This window comes from Nocardiopsis lambiniae (assembly GCF_031845465.1).
Lineage (GTDB): Bacteria > Actinomycetota > Actinomycetes > Streptosporangiales > Streptosporangiaceae > Nocardiopsis > Nocardiopsis lambiniae.
Map to the genome: position 1 here is coordinate 91,247 of NZ_JAVREP010000014.1, position 17,719 is coordinate 108,965.

Genomic DNA, 17,719 nt, shown 5'->3' on the forward strand with positions numbered 1-17,719 from the left:
TCTGCCCGGGGAGGCCGTGTACACGCGAGAACTGACCGGGAGGATGCGTGGAAACCACGACACGGGCCAAGCGCGACGGAGAGGTCACCGACGGGTTCGACCACGCCTCGGCCGCCTACGACCGCCTGGTGGCGGCCAGTCCGGGCTACCACGCCCACCTGGGCCTGTCCGCGCGCCGGCTCGACCCCGGCGCGCTGTCGCCGGAACCGCGGATCCTGGACCTGGGCTGCGGGACCGGGGCGTCCACGGCGGCGTTGCTGCGCATCGCGCCCTCGGCCCGGATCATCGGCGTGGACGCCTCGGAGGGGATGCTGACCGCGGCCCGCGCCAAGTCCTGGCCGGACACGGTGTCGTTCCACCGGGCGCGAGCGGAGGAGCTGACCCCCGAGTGGGCGGCCGAGCACCTGGGCGGCCCGGTGGACGCCGTGTTCGGCGCCTATCTGATCCGCAACTGCCCCGACCCGGACCTGGCCCTGAGCGTGATGCGGAACCTGCTGCGACCGGGCGGCCGACTGGTGCTGCACGAGTACTCGGTGGCCGACTCGGTGTCGGCACGGGCCGTGTGGTCGGCGGTGTGCCGGGGGGTGATCATCCCCGCCGGGCGCGCGCTGTCGGGCAGCGACGAACTGTTCCGGTACCTGTGGCGGAGCGTCCTGGAGTTCGACGGGCGCCGGGCGCTGCTGGAGCGGATGCGGCGCGCGGGCCTGGTGTCGGTGGCGTCCGCGCCGATGCCGGGCTGGCAGTACGGGATCACGCACACGTTCGCGGGCATGCGCCCGGAGGAGGGACGGTGAGCCGCCCGGAACACGTGCGCGACCGGCTCGCCGAGGAGATCCCGCCCGCCCCGCCGGTCGGCCCCCGCACGCAGGCGACACCCGAGGCGGCGGTGGTCGGCGGCGGGATCGCCGGGCTGGCGACGGCCTGCGGGCTCGCCGAGCGCGGCGTGCGGGTGACGGTGTTCGAGCGCGAGGAGTCCCCGGGCGGGCGGCTGCGCGGCTGGGACACGGTCCTGGCCGACGGCTCGCGCGGGGCGATGGACCGCGGCTTCCACGCGTTCTTCCGCCAGTACTACAACCTGCGGGGCCTGCTGCGCCGCGCCGATCCCGGGCTGTCCTCGCTGGTACCGCTGGAGGATTACCCGCTGGTGCACCGGGACGGGCCGCGCGACCGGTTCTCCGGGCTCCCCGCGACGCCCCCGTGGAACGCGGCGGCCCTGGCCGCCGCCAGCCCCAGCTTCCCGCTGCGCGACCTGGCCCGCGTCAACGTCCCCGCCGCGCTGCAACTGCTCGACGTGGACGTGCCGGGGGTCTACGAGCGGCTCGACCACGTGAACGCGCGGGACATGCTGGAGGCGATCCGGTTCCCGCCCACCGCCCGGCACCTGGCGTTCGAGGTGTTCACCCGCAGCTTCTTCGCCGCCCCGGAGCGCCTCTCGGCGGCGGAGCTGGCGGTGATGTTCCACCTGTACTTCCTGGGGTCGTCCGAGGGCCTGGTGTTCGACGTCCCGCGCTCCCCCTTCTCGGAGTCCCTGTGGGAACCGCTCGTCCGCCACCTGGCCGGACTGGACGTGAAGGTGCGCACCAGCACCCCGGTGGAGCGGGTGGAACCCGGGACCGGACGGCGGTTCTCGCTCCCCGGCCACGGGGAGTTCGACGCGGTGGTGCTGGCCGCCGACCTGCCGGGCGCACGGGCCCTGGTCGCCGCCTCGCCCGCTCTGGGGGACGCCGTCTGGCGGGCCCGGGTGTCCCGGTTGGAGTCGGCCCCGCCGTTCCTGGTCTCCCGGTACTGGCTGGACCGGCCGGTCCGAGCGCACCGGCCGGCGTTCCTGGGCACCGCCGGGTACCCGACCCTGGACAACGTCAGCGTCCTGGAGCGGTACGACGACAGGGCCCGGGAATGGGCCGGACGCACCCGGGGCTCGGTGGTGGAGCTGCACGCCTACGCCCTCTCCGAGGGGTGTGATCCCGACCGCGAGCGGGAGCGCCTGTGGGAGCAGGCGGTCGCGGTGTACCCGGAGTTGGCGACGACCGGCGTCGTCGACTCCCGGCACGAGCTGCGCGCGGACTGCCCGTTGTTCGCACCGGGCTCGCACCGCGACCGGCCCGGGACGGCCACCCCGGATCCGTTCCTGGTCCTGGCCGGCGACCACGTGCGCACCGACCTGCCGGTGGCGCTCATGGAGCGGGCCGCGGCCTCCGGCCTGCTGGCCGCCAACGCCCTGCTGTCACGCTGGGGCCTGCCGGGCCACACCCTGTGGACCGTGCCCCGGCGCGGTCGTCTGGCCCCCGCCCGCGCCCTGGCCCGCTGGTCCCGACGGTAGGGTTCTCGTTCTTTTCGAAGAGGACGGATCGAAGGCATGGCCACCACACCGCACGAGCACACCGTCCTTCCGCCCGACGACCGCTCCGAGCCGACCGGGCTCGCCCGCGGCCTGCGCGCCACGCACGGTGCCCTGGTCGGCCCGGATGGGTCTGAGATCGCGCTTCCCGAAGAGCTCCACTCCGTCCTTCGCGATGTCGTCGAGGCGCTCTCCCAGGGATCGGCCATCTCCATCGCCCCGCACAACACGATGCTGACCACCCAGGAGGCCGCAGACCTCCTCGGCACCTCCCGCCCCGCCCTGGTCGGACTACTGACGGAAGACAAGATCCCCTACAGCATGAGGGGAGGACACCGACGGGTCATGCTCAACGACCTGCTCGGATACAAGGAGCGTTCACGCAAGGAGCGGGAGGCCATCCTGGACACCATGGCGACCGAAGGCGAGGAAACGGGACTGTACGAAGCGACCGACCCAGCGGAGAACACCCGGTGAGAACGGACGACCGTGGTCGGCGTGCCGGGTCTGCTGGAACGCACGGGTGCGCCGACCTTCGCCGCTGAAGTACGACGGCATCTGCACTGACATGTCCGGTCAGCCCGGGAAGCGGCCGGTGGAGCGGAGCAGGTAGCGGCGTTCGGCGTAGGCGAGGTCGTCGCGCCACAGCCGGCGGGCGGTGGCCCGCATCACGGGGCGGACCGCGACGGCCAGGCGTCGGGCGATGGAGAACCCCGTGCGTTCGGAGGAGGCGACGGTCGCCTCGACGACCGCCGTGCGGGGCACACCGCGTTCGTCCACACCCAGCGGGGTCGCGTGCGTCTCCACGACACTGCCCAGCCCCTCCCCCTCGATGATGCGCATGACCACGGTGCGGGGCCCGGGGCAGCGGAACTCGGCGCGCACCGGGACGCCCCATCGACCCGCCACCCGGAAGCCCACCTCGACCACCATCCGGTCCGGGTCGGGGTCGGGCCCCTCGGGCACCTCCGTGACCCGGAGCCCGACGAAGCTGTACGGGTGGAACCACGAGCCGTGCCAGGGATCGAGGCGGTTGGCGATCACGTCCTCGGGCTCGCAGCGGCCGGCGAGGCTCTCCACCGCGACGATCGCCCCCTCCAGGGACGGCCGCTCGGAGACGACCGGGGTCTCCAGCGGTTCCTCGCCGCCGACGTGGTCCAGGCGCACCCACACCAGGACCCCGTCGTCGTGGACCGGGTACGGGCTCCAGCCGGGGAAGCCCTCCGTGCCCAGGGACAGCCCGTGCCAGCGGCACACCAGGCGACCGTCGTCGACCGCCCCCCGGCACAGGGGCGCGCCCAGGTGCGGGCAGGCTCCCGGAGCCGCATGGGCGGTTCCGTCGGGGGTGCGCCAGGCGACCAGTTCGACACCTCCCACCAGCCGGCCGAAGGGCCGGTCGGCGCGGACCTCGGAGGAGGCCGCCAGCACGTACCAGTTGCCGGAGGGCCGGGCCATCGCCCGTTTGAGCGCGGCCGCGATGATGCCGGGCGACCCCTCGCGCCAGGTGGGGTCCTGGGTGTTCCAGGCGTTGTCGGGCATGCGCCGCAGGGGAAGGCGGCGGGGGGTCGGGTCGGGGAAGGTCACGCGAGGCCTACCTTTCGAGTACCGGGCGGGGGCGTGGAACCGATCGGGCCAGCAGGGAACGGGCGAGGGCGGGCACCGCCGCGGCGAACTTGCGGGCGTCGGAGACGCGGTGGCGGGTGCTCCACACGTCGTGGTCGGCGGCGGTGATCTCGTCCAGAATGGCGCGGTAGAGCCGGAACGCGGTCGCGACACACGGGCGTGCCACGGGGTCGAGCATCGCGATGCCGGGTTCGGCCGCCCGGTAGAAGTCCTGGTTGACCTCGACCAGGGCCGCGATCGCCCGGCGGGCGCGCGGGTCGGGGCGGCGGGTGCGGGCGCAGTGCGTCAGCAGGTCACGGTCCACCCCGTGGTCGGCCAGCACGTCGGCGGGCAGGTACACCCGGCCCCGGGCCAGGTCCTCGGCGGTGTCGCGGAGGAAGTTGGTGAGCTGGAACGCCTCGCCCAGGGCTGCCGCCGGCGGTTCGGCCTCCTCGCGCGGGACCACCGTGCCCAGCACGGGGAGCACCTGGAGGCCGATGACGGCCGCCGACCCGTACATGTACTCCCGCAGGTGGTCGAGGTCGCGGTAGTCGGTGACGGTCAGGTCCATGCGCATGGAGCGCATGAAGGCGGTGAAGTAGGCGGCGGGCAGGCCGTAGCGTTCGACGGTGTGCGCCAGGGCGCGGAGCACCGGCTCGCCGGGCTCCCCGCCGTCGAGCGCCGGTGCCAGGTCGGCGTCGACCTCGTCCAGTCGGGCGGCCTGGTCGACCGCGGTGACCCCGGGCCCGGGCTCGTCCACGATGTCGTCGACCCAGCGGGCGAACCCGTACAGGGCGTGCACCCCGGGCCGCCGCTCCGGGGGCAGGACCCGGGTGGCGGTGAAGTAGGTGCGCCCGTGGTGCGCGTGCAGCTCCCGGCAGCGCAGGTAGGCCCGACGCAGCGGCTCCGGGGTGATCCCGGCCGCGTCGAGTTCGAAGGTGGCCGTGCTCATCTTCCCCCCGTTCGGGCCACCACGCGGGCGGCGGCGAGCTTTCCCGAGATCAGCACGGTCGGAAGGCCGACCCCGGGCGTGGTGCCGCACCCGGCCAGGGCGACGTTGGCGAGACCGGGAACGGTGTTGCGCGGCCGGAAGGGCCCGGTCTGGGAGAAGGTGTGCGCGAGGGAGAACGGGGTGCCGCGGGCCAGTCCCTGCCGGGCCCAGTCCGCCGGGGTCACCAGGTGCTCGACGCGGACGGAGGCGTCCAGCCCGGTGAGGCCGCGCTCCTCCAGGGTGGCGACCAGTCGGTCGCGGTAGCGCGGTCCCTCGGTGTCCCAGTCGATGGGGCCCGCGGCCAGGTTGGGCGCGGGCGCCAGGACGTACAGGGACTGGTGTCCCTCGGGGGCGAGCGTGGGATCGGTGTGGGTGGGTCGGGTGACGAGCAGGGACGGATCGCTCATCACGCGGCCCCGCCGGATGATCTCGTCGAAGGTCCGGTCCCAGGCGGCGCCGAAGGAGATCGTGTGGTGATGGAGTCGCTCCCAGTTCCGGTCCACCCCCAGGTGCAGGACCACCGCGGACGGGGAGAAGCGGAGCGGGACCTTTCTGCGGGGTGCGACGCCGAGCAGCCGGTACGCCGCGGGCAGGTCCGCGGTGACCACCACCTGGTCGCAGGGGAAGCGCTCCCCGGAGGCCGTGACGGCGGCGGTGACCCGGTCGCCCCGGCGCTCCAGGTCGGTGACGGCGTCGCCGTAGCGGAGCACGGCGCCCGCCTTGACGGCCGCGCCCGCGAGGGCGTCGCCCAGCGCGCGCATGCCTCCCCGGGGGAAGTACACGCCCGCGATGGTGTCCATGTAGGCGATGACCGCGTAGGCGGCCAGGGCCCGTCGGGGCGCCACCCCGGCGTACAGGGCCTGGAAGGAGAAGATCCGCCGTAGGCGCTCGTCGCGCACGTGGCGTCCCACCGCGGTGGAGAGCCGCCCGAACCCGCCCAGCCCGGCCAGCCTCAGCAGGTCCGGCCGGGCCAGGTCCAGCAGGGAGTCGAACTGGGCGTCGATGAAGGTGCCCATCTCGGCCCGGTAGAGCCTGGTCAGCCAGTCGCGGAGCCGCAGGTACCCGTCGGCCTCGCGTTCACCGGCGGTCCGGGCCACCTCGGCGGCCATGGCGTCGGCGTCGGTGTGGACGTCGATGGTGGAACCGTCGGCGAAGGCGGCCCGGTAGGCGGGTCGGAGGGGGACCAGGTCGAGGCGGTCGGCGACGGTCTCGCCGACCGCGGCCAGGGCCTCCTCCAGGAGTTCGGGCATGGTCAGGACGGTGGGGCCGGTGTCGAAACGGAAACCGCCCAGGTCGAGGCGGCCCGCCCGGCCGCCCGGGTGGGGGTCGCGCTCCAGGATCGTGACGTCCCGGCCGGCTCCCAGGAGGTGCAGGGCGCAGGCCAGGCCGGACAGCCCGGCCCCGATGACGACGACCCGGCCGCGGCCGGGCGTGGTGGGAGTGGTCACGCCTCCTCCCCGATGCGCTCGGCCAGACCGGTGAGGAAGGTCCGCACCGGGTCGGGGAGTTCGACCCCCTCCAGGTGGGAGACCCCGCGGGCGGCCAGGCCCCGGCAGTGCTCCCCGACCCGTTCCCTGGCCCCCAGCCTCTCCAGGACGGCGGACGCCTCCGAGGGGGCGGCCCCCGCGCCGACCCGTTCCAGGAGTTCCAGGGCCTCGGTGTCGCCCCGTTCGAGCGCCAGGCGGGTGCCGAGCGCCAGCAACAGCGTGGTCTTGCCCTCGCGCAGGTCGTCCCCGACGGGTTTGCCGGTGGTCGCGGTGTCGCCGTAGGCGCCCGCGAGGTCGTCGGCGAACTGGAAGGCGACGCCGACGTCCCGGCCGTAGGAGCGCAGGGCGTCGGTGACGGCCGGGGGCGCTCCGGCCATCGCCGCCCCCAGGTGGAGCGGACGCTCCACGGTGTAGGACGCGGTCTTGAGCAGGTCGATGCGCAGGGCCAGGGACTCCGAGCGGGACCTGGTCGCCTGGCCGTGCACGTCGAGGAACTGGCCGGCGATCATCTCGGTGCGCATCTCCCGCCAGACCGTGCGTCCCGCCTCCGGTCGGAGCACGCCGGGCAGAGCGCCCGAGAGCATGTCGTCGGCCCAGGCCAGGGCGAGGTCGCCGACCAGGACGGCGAGGGACTCGCCGTACCGCCGGGCCTCCCCGGACCAGCCGTTCTCACGGTGCTCGCCCTCGTGGACGCGGTGGACGCAGGGCACGCCCCGCCGCGTCCCGGAGCCGTCCATGACGTCGTCGTGCACCAGGGCGCAGGTCTGGAGCAGTTCCAGAGAGGCGCAGGCGGCCAGCGCGTGCTGGGCGACGGGTCCGGACACGGGGCCCCCACCGGCCCGCCAGCCCCACCAGGCCAGTGTGGACCGCAGGCGTTTGCCGCCCCGCAGGGTGAACCCGACGGTCTCGGCGGCGGTCCCGGCGGCGAACTCCGGATCGGTCGTCTCCGCCTGGCGGAGCCGGTGGTGGAGGTGGTCGCGGAGCACCTGGTCGAGCGCCGCCCGCGGGTCACCGTGGACGTGATGGATACGGAGCGGGCCCGGCTCGCTCAGAACGGGTTCGATGTCTGCCTCCCCTGGACGGGTCATGTCACGACAAATAATCTCGAAAACCATGAATCTCGGCAAGCGAACTATTTCCCCGGACTTTCCGTTCCAATCCGTACGGGCGAGATGAAGTGTCCGACCCGTCGTAGACTCGGGATGATCGAAGGCCGAAAGCCGGGGAGAGAGGAACAATGGACACCGTGTCGACCGCCTCCCCCGCCGAACCCGACAACGCGGCCAGGTTCGGTTTCTACGAATCGCTCCAGACCGACGGGCAGATGCTCGCCGTCCGCCTCATCAAGCTCCTGCACCGTATGGCCGACCGCTCCGGGATGAACCCCACCGACTTCCAGTGCTACACGTTGTTGCGCGTCGCGGGCACGATGACACCCGGAGAGATCGCCACGAGTCTGTGTCTTTCCACCGGATCGGTCACCGGCGTGATCGACCGCATGGAGGCCCACGGGCTCGTCGAGCGCACCCGCCACCCGGAGGACCGACGCAAGATCGCCGTCCGCCTCACCGAGGGCGCCGGGCACATGAACGCCGCGCTCGCCCCCGGGATGCGCCAGGCGATGACCGAGCTGCACGACGGCTACTCCCCCCAGGAACTGGCCGTGATCGTCGACTGGCTGAGCCGGGTGGGCCGCACCCTGGACGGGCTCACCGAGCGCCCCTGATCCGCGTTCTCCGCCCGATCGGGGCGATCCGTCGCAGACACTCCGCACCTGACCGGTTCCCCCGCCGGGACCGGGCGCGCTCCTACGATTCCGGTGACACGTCCATGGCCGCGGCCCCCGCGCCCGGCCGACACATCACCCGGTAAGGAGCCCCCGACCTTCCGAGGTCGGAAAGGAGTCGTCATCTCGACCCTGCGCACCTACATTCGCGAACACACCAACCCCGCCGTGTTCGCGACCTCCGGGATCGTCATCCTCGCCTTCGTGATCCTGGGGATCGTGTTCACCGATCCGCTCCTGAACATCGCGACGGCCGCCCGGGACTGGATCGGGGTGAACCTGGGGTGGCTGTACGTGCTCTCCACGACGTTCTTCCTGGGCCTTGCCCTGTTCCTGATGTTCAGCCGCTTCGGGAGCATCAGGCTCGGACCGGACGACTCCCGACCGGAGTTCGGGACCGTCGCCTGGTTCGCGATGCTCTTCACCACCGGTATGGGCATCGGTCTGGTCTTCTGGGGCGTCTCCGAGCCCATCCACCACCTGCACTGGCCGCGTTCCTCGGAATACCTCCCCGGCGAGGACGGCGCACCGGTCGTCCAGGCGGCGGAGCAGGCCATGGCACTGAGCTTCTTCCACTGGAGCTTCCATCCCTGGGCGATCTACATCGCCCTGGGCGTGTCCCTGGGCTACTTCACGTTCCGCAAGGGGCTGCCGCTGCGCCCGGCCTCCGCGTTGTACCCGCTGCTGGGCGATCGGGTCTTCGGCTGGCCGGGCAACATCGTCGACATCGTCGCCGTGTTCGGCACGATCTTCGGGCTGGCCACCTCGCTCGGGCTGGGCACGCTCCAGATCGGCGGCGGCATCGAGTACCTCTTCGGTATCGAGTCGAACGCGCTGGTCCACTCGGTGCTCATCATCGTCATCACCGGGATCGCCCTGATCAGCGTGCTGGCCGGGATCGACAAGGGCATCCGCCGCCTGTCGGTGATCAACCTGTGGTTGGCGATCGCGCTCATGACGATCATCTTCCTGTTCGGCCCCAAGCTGTGGATCATCAGCATCACCAGCACCGGTCTCGGCGACTATCTGGCCGGCCTGGTCTCGTGGAGCCTGTCCTTCCCCAGCCCTTTGATGGACGAGCAGGCCGCGAGCTGGACCACCGCCTGGAGCATCTTCTACTGGGGCTGGTGGATCTCCTGGGCACCGTTCGTCGGCATCTTCCTGGCACGTGTCTCCTACGGGCGCACCATCCGGGAGTTCGTGATCGGCGCGCTGTTCGCCCCGGTCATCGTCTCGGTGCTGTGGTTCGGGGTGTTCGGCGGATCGGGCCTGTACTTCGACCTGTTCGAGGGGGGCGGGTTCAACGCCCTCGCCGAGGAGGACCGGGCCTTCCGGCTCATCGAACTCCTGCCCTTGGGACAGACCCTCGGTCTGATCGTCGCCACGCTGCTGATCATCGTGGTGGCGGTCTTCTTCGTCACGTCCTCGGACTCCGGATCCCTGGTGGTGGACACGCTCACCAACGGGGGCGACACCAGGCCGCTCAAGTTCCAGCGCGCGTTCTGGGCGGTCAGCGAGGGCGCCGTCACCCTGGTGCTCCTGGTCCTGGGCGGTGCGGACGCCCTGTCCGCCCTGCAAGCGGCCTCGGTCGTGACCGGCCTGCCGTTCGCGGTGATCCTGCTGTTCATGTGCTGGGGGCTGCTCAAGGCGTTGAAGGACGAACCCCGAAGGCACCGGACCGAGACCACCGCGTACCCCCCGAGGCCGACCCACCGTACGCCCGAACGCTGAGGAAGGAGAGCGCACGATGACGCCGAAGAGGTTCACCAACCCGTTCCACGGGGTCATGGACATGATCACGGAGATGAACCGCGTCTCCGACGCCATGGCGTCGATCGAGACGGGGCACGCCGGACACCGCGAGCGCGGGTACGCGGACGCCTGGAGCCCGCCCACCGACATCCTCGCCCGGGGCGCGGACCTGATCATCCGCTGCGAGCTGCCCGGGGTGTACGAGGAGGACGTGTCCGTGAGCCTGAGCCACGGCGTCCTCACCATCAGCGGAGAGCGCCGCCGTGACGAGGAGGGCACCGTCGTCCACTATTCGTCGGAGCGGTTCATGGGCGCCTTCCGGCGGGAGATCGGCCTGCCCGACGGGGTCGCCGAGAGCGACATCGAGGCCGACTACGGCGAGGGGCTGCTGGAGGTGGTGGTGCGCGGCGCCGCCAACGCCGCCGCGCCCAAGAGGATCTCGGTGGCCCGGCGCAAACGCAGGTCGTGACCCGCTCCGCGGCGTCCGAGGGAGACGCGGGAACCGACGAGAAGGACGTGGGAACCGAACGGCTCCGGAATCCGACTCGAAAGGGTGAACGGCCGCGCTGGAGCGGCCCCGCACCGGAGGCACCATGAACCCCACCCGTACCGTCCGTACCCTGTCGGTCGCCACCCTGCTCGCTCTGACCCTCACCGCCTGCGGGGGCGGAGGCGCCGCCTCGACCGCTCCGGAGACCGCACCGGAGGGCACCCCCTCCCCCTCCGGCGAGCAGGCGGACGCCTTCTCCATCACCGACCCGTGGGTCAAGGCGGTCACCGCGGAGGACGGGATGACCGGTGTGTTCGGCGAGATCGCCAACGGCTCCGACGCCGAGATCGTCATCGTGTCGGCCGGTCACCCGGCCGCCGAGACGGTGGAACTCCACGAGGTCGTCACCGAGGGCGCCGACGCCACCATGCGCGAGATCGACGGCGGCTTCCCCGTGGCCCCGCGGGGCGCCCGGACCCTGGAGCCGGGCGGTGACCACATCATGCTCATGGGCCTCACCGAGGACCTGGAGCCGGGCACCGAGGCGACCGTCACCGTGGAGTTCGCCGACGGGTCCACGGCCGCGTTCACCGCACCGGTCAAGGAGTACGCCGGCGCCAACGAGGAGTACGACGGCGACGGGCACGAGGGGCACTGATGGCCTCGCGGATCAGCAGACGCGGACTCCTTCTGGGCGGCGCCGCCGCCGGGGTCGGGGCCGCGGGCGGCGCCCTCGGCCACCGCTGGGCGACGGCCGATCCGCCCCCGGTGGCGGAGGAGGCCGTGCTCAACGGGGAGCGGACGGTCCCCTTCCACGGCCCCCACCAGGCCGGAGTGGAGACACCGCCGCAGTCCCACGCCTCGTTCGCCGCCTTCGACCTGGGGCGGGAGGTCGACGCCGACGGGGTGCGCCGGTTGATGCGCCTGCTCAGCGACGACGCCGCCCGTCTGACCCGGGGCGAGCCGGCCCTGGCCGACACCGAGCCCGAACTCGCCACCGTCCCGGCCCGGCTCACCGTCACCTTCGGGTTCGGCCGGGGGTTGGTGGAACGGGTCGATCCGGGCGCCGTTCCGGAGTGGCTGCGGCCACTGCCGGAGTTCGACCACGACGACCTGGACCCGGACCGGGGTGAGGCGGACCTGCTGATCCAGGTGTGCGCCGACGACCCGGTCACCGTGTCCCACGCGGTGCGGATGCTCGGCAAGGACGCCCGGGCGTTCACCGTGCCGCGCTGGACGCAGACCGGGTTCCGGCGCGCCCACGGCTCCGAGTCCGACGGCACCACCATGCGCAACCTCATGGGGCAGGTGGACGGGACGGTCAACCCGCGTCCGGGGACCGCCGACTTCGACGATCTGGTGTGGCGCGACACCGACCAGGGGTGGCTCACGGGCGGCACCGGGCTGGTGCTGCGGCGCATCGTCACCCACTTGGACACCTGGGACGAACTGGACCGGCCCGCCCGGGAAGCGGTCATCGGTCGACGGGTGGCGGACGGGGCGCCGCTGACCGGCGGCGGCGAACACGACGAGGTGGACCTGACGGCCACGGACGCCTCGGGGCTGACGGTCGTTCCCGCCTTCGCGCACGTGCGGCGGGCACGCACCGACGATCCCGGGGAACGGATCTTCCGGCGCGGCTACAACTACGACCTGCGCGATCACGGGACGCCGGAGGCCGGACTGCTCTTCGCGGCCTTCCAGGCCGACCCGGTGCGCCAGTTCGTCCCCATCCAGCGCCGGTTGGACGAGCTGGACCTGCTCAACGAATGGGTCACCACCGTCGGATCCGCGGTGTTCGCCGTCCCTCCGGGCTGTGAGGAGGGGGACTACGTGGGACGGACCCTCCTCGAACCCTGACCCGGGCCCGAGGGGACCGGCGCCGCCCGACGGCCCCACGGGCGGCGCCCGCGCCCGGACCGTCGGACCACCCCGCGACCCGATCCACGGCGCCCCGCCACGGCCGCCCGACCCGGTGCCGACACGGGCGGACCGGGTGCGACGATGGTGGAATGTCGGAGCGGACGCCCCTGCGCGCGATTCGCACCGGGGCCTTCGCCTCGGTGTGCGTCGCCGTGTCCGTGGGCGGTCACGCCGCCTCCTCCGGGCAGGGGGTGCCGCCCCTCGGGCTGCTGCTCGGCGCGCTCGTGATCCTGGGTTCGGCCTGGGTCCTCACCGGCCGCGAACGGCGGTGGGGGGCGATCACCGGCTGGATGCTGTGGGGCCAGCTCGCCCTGCACCTGGTCTTCTCCCTCACCGCGTCGGCCGGTCACGGGCACGACGAGGCCCTCGCCCCCGTCCTGGACGGCGGGGCCGGGATGCCGGCCGGGCACCTCGTGGCCGCCATGGTGTGCGCCTGGTGGCTGCGTCAGGGGGAGTCGACGCTCTTCGCCTACCTGCGCTCGCTCACCGCCGCGTTCTTCCCGCTGTTCCCTCCCCTCGCGGTCCGCGTCCCGGCCGATCCACCGCGTCCCCGGCCGCTCGACCGGCCGGTCCCCGTGCCCACCGCCCCCTACCTGCGGCACAGTCTGGCCCTGCGGGCCCCGCCGCTCTCCCCCGGCACCCGGTGACCGTCCCCGACCGGCCCTGATCCGGCCGACGGCCGCCCGGTGTGCCCGCGGTCGCCCGGAAGGCTCCCGAGGCCCCGGGCGCGTTCGCACGCCCGACCACGCCGGGCGTGCCCCACATCGTCCCCGCGCGCCCGGGGTCCACCGGCGCGCGCCCGGAACCGGGAGAGCCGTGTCCACGTCCACCGTCACCGCGTCCACCTTCGCCACGCCCTCCGACGAACTCGACCGCCTCGCGGCCGAGGCCCGCACCGGGTCCCCCGACGCCTTGGAGGACCTCGTCCGCGGTACCCGCGACGACGTCGCCCGCCACATCGCCCGACGGGTCCCCGCCGACCGGGTCGAGGAACTCGTCCAGGAGACCTACCTGAGGGCGCTGCGCGCGCTGCCCGGGTTCGGTGGCCGCTGCCCCGTCCGGGCCTGGCTGTTGACCATCGCCCGCAATACCGTCGCCGACCGCTATCGACACGACTCGGCCCGTCCCCGGTGGGCGGGAGAGGCCGTGTTCGAGGGCATCGCCCCCGACCGGTTCGACGAACACCTCGCCCTGAGGTCGCTCATCGAGGAACTGCCCGCCGAACGCCGACGGGCGTTCCTGCTCACCCGGGTCGAGGGGCTGAGCTACGCCGAGGCCGCACGGGCCCTGGGCGTCCCCATCGGCACCGTCCGTTCCCGGGTCGCCCGGGCCCGCGCCGACCTGCGTCGGGACCTGTCGGTCTGAACACGGACCGGGCCCGCCCTCCGCGTGCGGAGGACGGGCCCGGGAACGTGGATCGGGTCGATCAGAAGGTGCGGCCCTCGTCGTAGGGGCCGATGACCGCCAGCGCGCGCGGCCGGGACAGCAGCTCGGCGGCGACCTCGGCCACCTCGGCGCCCGTCACGGTGTCGAACCGGGCCAGGTCCTCGTCGATGGAGAAGTGGCGCGGGTGGTTCAACTCGTGGGAGAGCAGTCGGCCCATCCGGGCGTTGGTGCCCTCGCTGCCGAGTACCAGGGACCCCTGGATCTGCCCCTTGGCCCGACGCAGTTCCTCATCGGTGATACCCGACGCCGCCACCTTCGCCAGCTCGTCCCGGCACACCCCGATGACCTCGTCGGCCTTCTCCGGCAGGCACCCGGCGTAGATCTGGAACGTCCCGGTGTCGGCGTAGCCGATGTGGTAGGCGTGGACGGAGTAGGCCAGTCCACGCTTCTCGCGCACCTCCTGGAACAGGCGCGAGGACATGCCGCCGCCCAGGGCGGCGCTGAGCAGCCGCAGCGCGTGCCAGCGCGGGTCGGTGCGCGTGATGCCCTCCGACCCCAGGATGATGTGCGCCTGCTCGGTGTCGCGCGACTGCACCACCGTGCCGCCGTGAACGGTGACGGGGCCGCCGTCGATACGGGGCCGGGCCGGACGGGCGTCACCGGCGGCGGACAGCCGGTCGGCGAACATGTCGCGGACCTGCGCCACGACCTGGTCGTGGTCCAGACTGCCGGCGGCGGTGACGATCAGTTCCGCGGGCACGTAGGCGTCCCGGTACTGCTCGAAGATCCGGTCGCGGGGCAGCGCCTTGATGCTGTCCGCGGTGCCCAGGATCGGGCGGCCCAGCGGGGTGTCACCGAAGAAGTGCGCCGCGAAGACGTCGTCCACCAGGTCGGCGGGCTCGTCCTCGTACATGGCGATCTCCTCCAGGATCACGCCGCGCTCGGTCTCCACCTCCCCCGCGTCCAGGACGGAGTTGGCCACCATGTCACCGACGACGTCGATGGCCAGCGGAAGGTCCCGGTCGAGGACCTTCGCGTAGTAGCAGGTGTGCTCTTTGGTGGTGTAGGCGTTGTGGTCGGCGCCCACACCGTCCAGCAGCGCGGAGATCTCCAGCGCCGAACGGGTGTCGGTCCCCTTGAACAGCAGGTGCTCCAGGAAGTGCGCCGACCCCGCGTGCGCGGCGTCCTCGTCACGCGATCCCGTGGTCGCCGAGATCCCGAAGGCGGCCGACCGGCCGCCCGGGATGTGCTCGGTGACGACGCGCAGGCCACCGGGCAGCACGGTCCGGCGCACCAGGCCGGAGCCGCCGTCCGGGTCCAGCAGCGTCACGGTCGTGCCCGGCTCCTGCTCGGCGGCGATGGGGACAGAGCTCATGAATCCTTCTTCTTCGCGTCGAATGCGTCGTGTCGGTGTGGCGCCCGAGGATACGCGGTGGGGGCGGTCGCACCCCATGGTGCGACCGCCCCCTCACGTGATCAAGCGGGATCAGGTGTTCTCGGAACGGCCGCCGGAGCGACGGCGGCGCCGACGCGGGGCCGCGCCTTCGTCACCGTTGTCGTCGTCCGCGGCGGCGGGCTCGTCCGCCGCGACCGGGGCCTCCTCCTCGGCGGGAGCCGAGGCGGCGGGGGCCGAAGCGGCCGACTCGGCCTCGACGACCTCGACCGGGACCAGAGACAGCTTGCCGCGGTCGTCGATCTCGCGGATCTCGACCTGGATCTTCTCGCCGATACCGATGACGTCGTCGAGGTTCTCGATCCGCTTGCCACCGTGCAGCTTGCGGATCTGCGAGATGTGCAGCAGACCGTCCTTGCCGGGCAGCAGCGACACGAACGCGCCGAACGTCGTGGTCTTGACGACGGTGCCCAGGTAGCGGTCGCCGACCTCGGGCATGGTCGGGTTCGCGATCTGGTTGATCGTGTCGCGGGCGGCCTCGGCGGAGGGACCGTCGGTGGCACCGATGTAGATGGTGCCGTCGTCCTCGATGGTGATCTCGGCGCCGGTCTCGTCCTGGATCGAGTTGATCATCTTGCCCTTGGGGCCGATGACCTCGCCGATCTTGTCGACCGGGACCTTGACGGTGAGGATGCGCGGAGCGTTCGGGCTCATCTCGGCCGGACGCTCGATGGCCTCCTGCATGACGTCGAGGATCGCCAGACGGGCGCCGCGGGCCTGCTGGAGCGCGAGGGCCAGCTGCTCGGCGGGGATACCGTCGAGCTTGGTGTCGAGCTGGAGCGCCGTGATGAGGTCACGGGTACCGGCGACCTTGAAGTCCATGTCGCCGAACGCGTCCTCGGCGCCGAGGATGTCGGTGAGGGTGACGAACTCGTCGCCCTCGCTGATCAGACCCATGGCGATGCCGGACACCATCTCCTTGAGCGGCACACCGGCCGACAGCAGGGACATGGTGGAGGCGCAGACCGAGCCCATCGAGGTGGACCCGTTGGAGCCGAGCGCCTCCGACACCTGACGGATGGCGTACGGGAACTCCTCGCGCGCGGGCAGGACCGGGATGAGGGCGCGCTCGGCGAGGGCGCCGTGCCCGATCTCGCGCCGCTTGGGCGAGCCCACTCGACCGGTCTCGCCGGTGGAGTAGGGCGGGAAGTTGTAGTTGTGCATGTAGCGCTTGGTCCTCTCAGGATTGAGAGTGTCGACCATCTGCTCCATGCGCAGCATGTTCAGGGTGGTGACGCCCAGGATCTGGGTTTCACCGCGCTCGAAGAGCGCCGAGCCGTGGACCCGCGGCAGCACGCCGACGTCGGCGGACAGCGGACGGATGTCCTTGGGGCCACGACCGTCGATGCGGACCTTGTCGCGCAGGACGCGCTCGCGCATCAGGTTCTTGGTCAGCGAGCGGAAGGCGGCGCCGATCTCCTTCTCGCGGCCCTCGAAGCCCTCGGCGACCTTCTCGGCCGCCGTGGCCTTGACGGCGTCGAGCGTGGTCTCGCGCTCCTGCTTGTCGGCGATGGTGAGCGCCTTGGCCAGGTCCTCGCGGACCGCGGCCTCGACGGCGGCGTACACGTCGTCCTCGTAGTCGAGGAAGATCGGGAACTGGCCCTCTTCGCGACTGGTCTGGTCGGCGACGGCCTGCTGGGCACGGCACAGCACCTTGATGAAGGGCTTGGCGGCTTCGAGGCCCTCGGAGACGGTCTGCTCGTTGGGGCCGACGGCCCCCTCGGCGACCAGCTTGATGGTGTTCACCGTGGACTCGGCCTCGACCATCATGATCGCGACGTCGCCGTCCTCAAGGACACGACCGGCGACCACCATGTCGAAGGTGGCGTCGTTGAGCTCGGTGTGGGTCGGGAAACCGACCCACTGGCCGTCGATCAGGGCGACGCGCACGCCGCCGAGCGGACCGGAGAAGGGCAGCCCGGCGATCTGCGTGGACATCGAGGCGGCGTTGATGGCCACGACGTCGTACAGGTGGTCGGGGTGCAGGGCCAGGATCGTCTCGACGATCTGGATCTCGTTGCGCAGGCCCTTCTTGAACGACGGGCGCAGCGGCCGGTCGATCAGGCGGCAGGTGAGGATGGCGTCCTCGGAAGGACGGCCCTCACGCCGGAAGAAGGAACCGGGGATCCGGCCCGCGGCGTACATGCGCTCCTCGACGTCCACCGTCAGCGGGAAGAAGTCGAGGTTCTCCTTGGGCCGCTTCGAGGCGGTGGTGGCCGACAGGACGACGGTCTCGTCGTCCAGGTACACCGTCGCGGAGCCGGCGGCCTGGCGGGCCAGGCGACCGGTCTCGAAGCGGATGGTACGGGTGCCGAACTTGCCGTTGTCGATGACGGCTTCGGCCGAGTAAACGCCCTCCATGGGCGACCTCCTACTGCACGTGTTCGCGTTGGTATGTGCCGCACGGCTCGATGCCGTGGGCGCGTGGTCATGCTTCCCGCGTCCGTGCCCCGGAGTTGATGACGGCCGGTCATCGATCGAAGCCCACGGGGCTCCCTTGCGGGAACCTTC

At 72.3% G+C, this 17,719-nt stretch carries 16 protein-coding genes; 10 read left to right on the forward strand and 6 right to left on the reverse strand.

Annotated features, from left to right (window positions below):
* Positions 1 to 47: 47 nt before the first annotated feature.
* From RM479_RS19820 to RM479_RS19830, 3 genes are read left to right on the forward strand one after another with little or no spacing between them, the layout of a single operon-like run.
* On the forward strand, positions 48 to 794 hold the full coding sequence (locus RM479_RS19820; RefSeq protein WP_311513212.1) for a class I SAM-dependent methyltransferase: 747 nt from the start codon (positions 48 to 50) through the stop codon (positions 792 to 794).
* On the forward strand, positions 791 to 2,320 hold the full coding sequence (locus RM479_RS19825; RefSeq protein WP_311513213.1) for a hydroxysqualene dehydroxylase: 1,530 nt from the start codon (positions 791 to 793) through the stop codon (positions 2,318 to 2,320). Before RM479_RS19820 ends, RM479_RS19825 begins: the two co-directional genes overlap by 4 nt.
* Before the next feature lie 36 nt (positions 2,321 to 2,356).
* A complete protein-coding gene (locus tag RM479_RS19830; RefSeq protein ID WP_311513214.1) occupies positions 2,357 to 2,815 on the forward strand; it encodes a helix-turn-helix domain-containing protein in 459 nt (152 codons plus the stop codon).
* A 99-nt stretch (positions 2,816 to 2,914) separates the two neighbouring features.
* Here RM479_RS19830 and RM479_RS19835 read toward each other — a convergent pair whose 3' ends face one another.
* The 4 genes from RM479_RS19835 to RM479_RS19850 are packed head-to-tail and all read right to left on the reverse strand — an operon-like array spanning position 2,915 to position 7,506.
* Entirely contained in the window at positions 2,915 to 3,922 is a 1,008-nt protein-coding gene (locus RM479_RS19835) for a DUF5914 domain-containing protein (RefSeq protein ID WP_311513216.1), read from the reverse strand.
* Positions 3,923 to 3,929: 7 nt separating this feature from the next.
* Positions 3,930 to 4,892 carry a phytoene/squalene synthase family protein gene (locus RM479_RS19840; RefSeq protein WP_311513217.1) on the reverse strand — a complete coding sequence of 321 codons (963 nt, stop codon included), beginning with the start codon at positions 4,890 to 4,892 and terminating at the stop codon, positions 3,930 to 3,932.
* Positions 4,889 to 6,379: a phytoene desaturase family protein gene (crtI, locus tag RM479_RS19845; protein ID WP_311513219.1), complete on the reverse strand. Its 1,491-nt coding sequence runs from the start codon at positions 6,377 to 6,379 to the stop codon at positions 4,889 to 4,891. Before crtI ends, RM479_RS19840 begins: the two co-directional genes overlap by 4 nt.
* Entirely contained in the window at positions 6,376 to 7,506 is a 1,131-nt protein-coding gene (locus RM479_RS19850) for a polyprenyl synthetase family protein (RefSeq protein ID WP_311513221.1), read from the reverse strand. Before RM479_RS19850 ends, crtI begins: the two co-directional genes overlap by 4 nt.
* A gap of 149 nt (positions 7,507 to 7,655) precedes the next feature.
* Between RM479_RS19850 and RM479_RS19855 the strand changes: the two genes are divergently transcribed.
* From RM479_RS19855 to RM479_RS19885, 7 genes are all read left to right on the forward strand, one after another.
* On the forward strand, positions 7,656 to 8,144 hold the full coding sequence (locus RM479_RS19855) for a MarR family winged helix-turn-helix transcriptional regulator (RefSeq protein WP_311513222.1): 489 nt from the start codon (positions 7,656 to 7,658) through the stop codon (positions 8,142 to 8,144).
* Positions 8,145 to 8,372: 228 nt separating this feature from the next.
* On the forward strand, positions 8,373 to 9,935 hold the full coding sequence (locus RM479_RS19860) for a BCCT family transporter (RefSeq protein ID WP_311513224.1): 1,563 nt from the start codon (positions 8,373 to 8,375) through the stop codon (positions 9,933 to 9,935).
* Between the two features lie 16 nt (positions 9,936 to 9,951).
* Positions 9,952 to 10,425 carry an Hsp20/alpha crystallin family protein gene (locus tag RM479_RS19865; protein WP_311513226.1) on the forward strand — a complete coding sequence of 158 codons (474 nt, stop codon included), beginning with the start codon at positions 9,952 to 9,954 and terminating at the stop codon, positions 10,423 to 10,425.
* 124 nt (positions 10,426 to 10,549) lie between these two features.
* On the forward strand, positions 10,550 to 11,104 hold the full coding sequence (locus RM479_RS19870; protein WP_311513228.1) for a copper chaperone PCu(A)C: 555 nt from the start codon (positions 10,550 to 10,552) through the stop codon (positions 11,102 to 11,104).
* Positions 11,104 to 12,306 (forward strand): Dyp-type peroxidase, encoded by a 1,203-nt coding sequence (locus RM479_RS19875; protein ID WP_311513230.1) that lies wholly within the window; start codon positions 11,104 to 11,106, stop codon positions 12,304 to 12,306. The genes RM479_RS19870 and RM479_RS19875 overlap by 1 nt, the downstream gene beginning before the upstream one ends.
* Before the next feature lie 152 nt (positions 12,307 to 12,458).
* Complete coding sequence (locus RM479_RS19880) at positions 12,459 to 13,016, forward strand: hypothetical protein (RefSeq protein ID WP_311513232.1); 558 nt, start codon at positions 12,459 to 12,461, stop codon at positions 13,014 to 13,016.
* A 169-nt stretch (positions 13,017 to 13,185) separates the two neighbouring features.
* Complete coding sequence (locus tag RM479_RS19885; RefSeq protein WP_311513233.1) at positions 13,186 to 13,734, forward strand: RNA polymerase sigma factor; 549 nt, start codon at positions 13,186 to 13,188, stop codon at positions 13,732 to 13,734.
* A gap of 61 nt (positions 13,735 to 13,795) precedes the next feature.
* On the opposite strand, the gene RM479_RS19890 is transcribed toward RM479_RS19885, so the two are convergent.
* Positions 13,796 to 15,130, reverse strand: a complete 1,335-nt coding sequence (locus tag RM479_RS19890) for a M16 family metallopeptidase (RefSeq protein WP_311513234.1) — start codon at positions 15,128 to 15,130, stop codon at positions 13,796 to 13,798.
* A 111-nt stretch (positions 15,131 to 15,241) separates the two neighbouring features.
* Positions 15,242 to 17,569 carry a polyribonucleotide nucleotidyltransferase gene (locus RM479_RS19895; RefSeq protein WP_311513236.1) on the reverse strand — a complete coding sequence of 776 codons (2,328 nt, stop codon included), beginning with the start codon at positions 17,567 to 17,569 and terminating at the stop codon, positions 15,242 to 15,244.
* Positions 17,570 to 17,719: the final 150 nt, after the last annotated feature.

What these genes read in the sequence shown, in the direction of transcription:
- RM479_RS19890 (WP_311513234.1), bottom strand. Translation starts at nt 15,130, where the DNA reads ATGAGCTCTGTCCCCATCGCCGCCGAGCAGGAGCCGGGCACGACCGTG.
- RM479_RS19830 (WP_311513214.1), top strand. Translation starts at nt 2,357, where the DNA reads ATGGCCACCACACCGCACGAGCACACCGTCCTTCCGCCCGACGACCGC.
- RM479_RS19880 (WP_311513232.1), top strand. Translation starts at nt 12,459, where the DNA reads ATGTCGGAGCGGACGCCCCTGCGCGCGATTCGCACCGGGGCCTTCGCC.
- RM479_RS19855 (WP_311513222.1), top strand. Translation starts at nt 7,656, where the DNA reads ATGGACACCGTGTCGACCGCCTCCCCCGCCGAACCCGACAACGCGGCC.
- RM479_RS19875 (WP_311513230.1), top strand. Translation starts at nt 11,104, where the DNA reads ATGGCCTCGCGGATCAGCAGACGCGGACTCCTTCTGGGCGGCGCCGCC.
- RM479_RS19895 (WP_311513236.1), bottom strand. Translation starts at nt 17,569, where the DNA reads ATGGAGGGCGTTTACTCGGCCGAAGCCGTCATCGACAACGGCAAGTTC.
- RM479_RS19840 (WP_311513217.1), bottom strand. Translation starts at nt 4,892, where the DNA reads ATGAGCACGGCCACCTTCGAACTCGACGCGGCCGGGATCACCCCGGAG.
- RM479_RS19865 (WP_311513226.1), top strand. Translation starts at nt 9,952, where the DNA reads ATGACGCCGAAGAGGTTCACCAACCCGTTCCACGGGGTCATGGACATG.
- RM479_RS19850 (WP_311513221.1), bottom strand. Translation starts at nt 7,506, where the DNA reads ATGACCCGTCCAGGGGAGGCAGACATCGAACCCGTTCTGAGCGAGCCG.
- RM479_RS19870 (WP_311513228.1), top strand. Translation starts at nt 10,550, where the DNA reads ATGAACCCCACCCGTACCGTCCGTACCCTGTCGGTCGCCACCCTGCTC.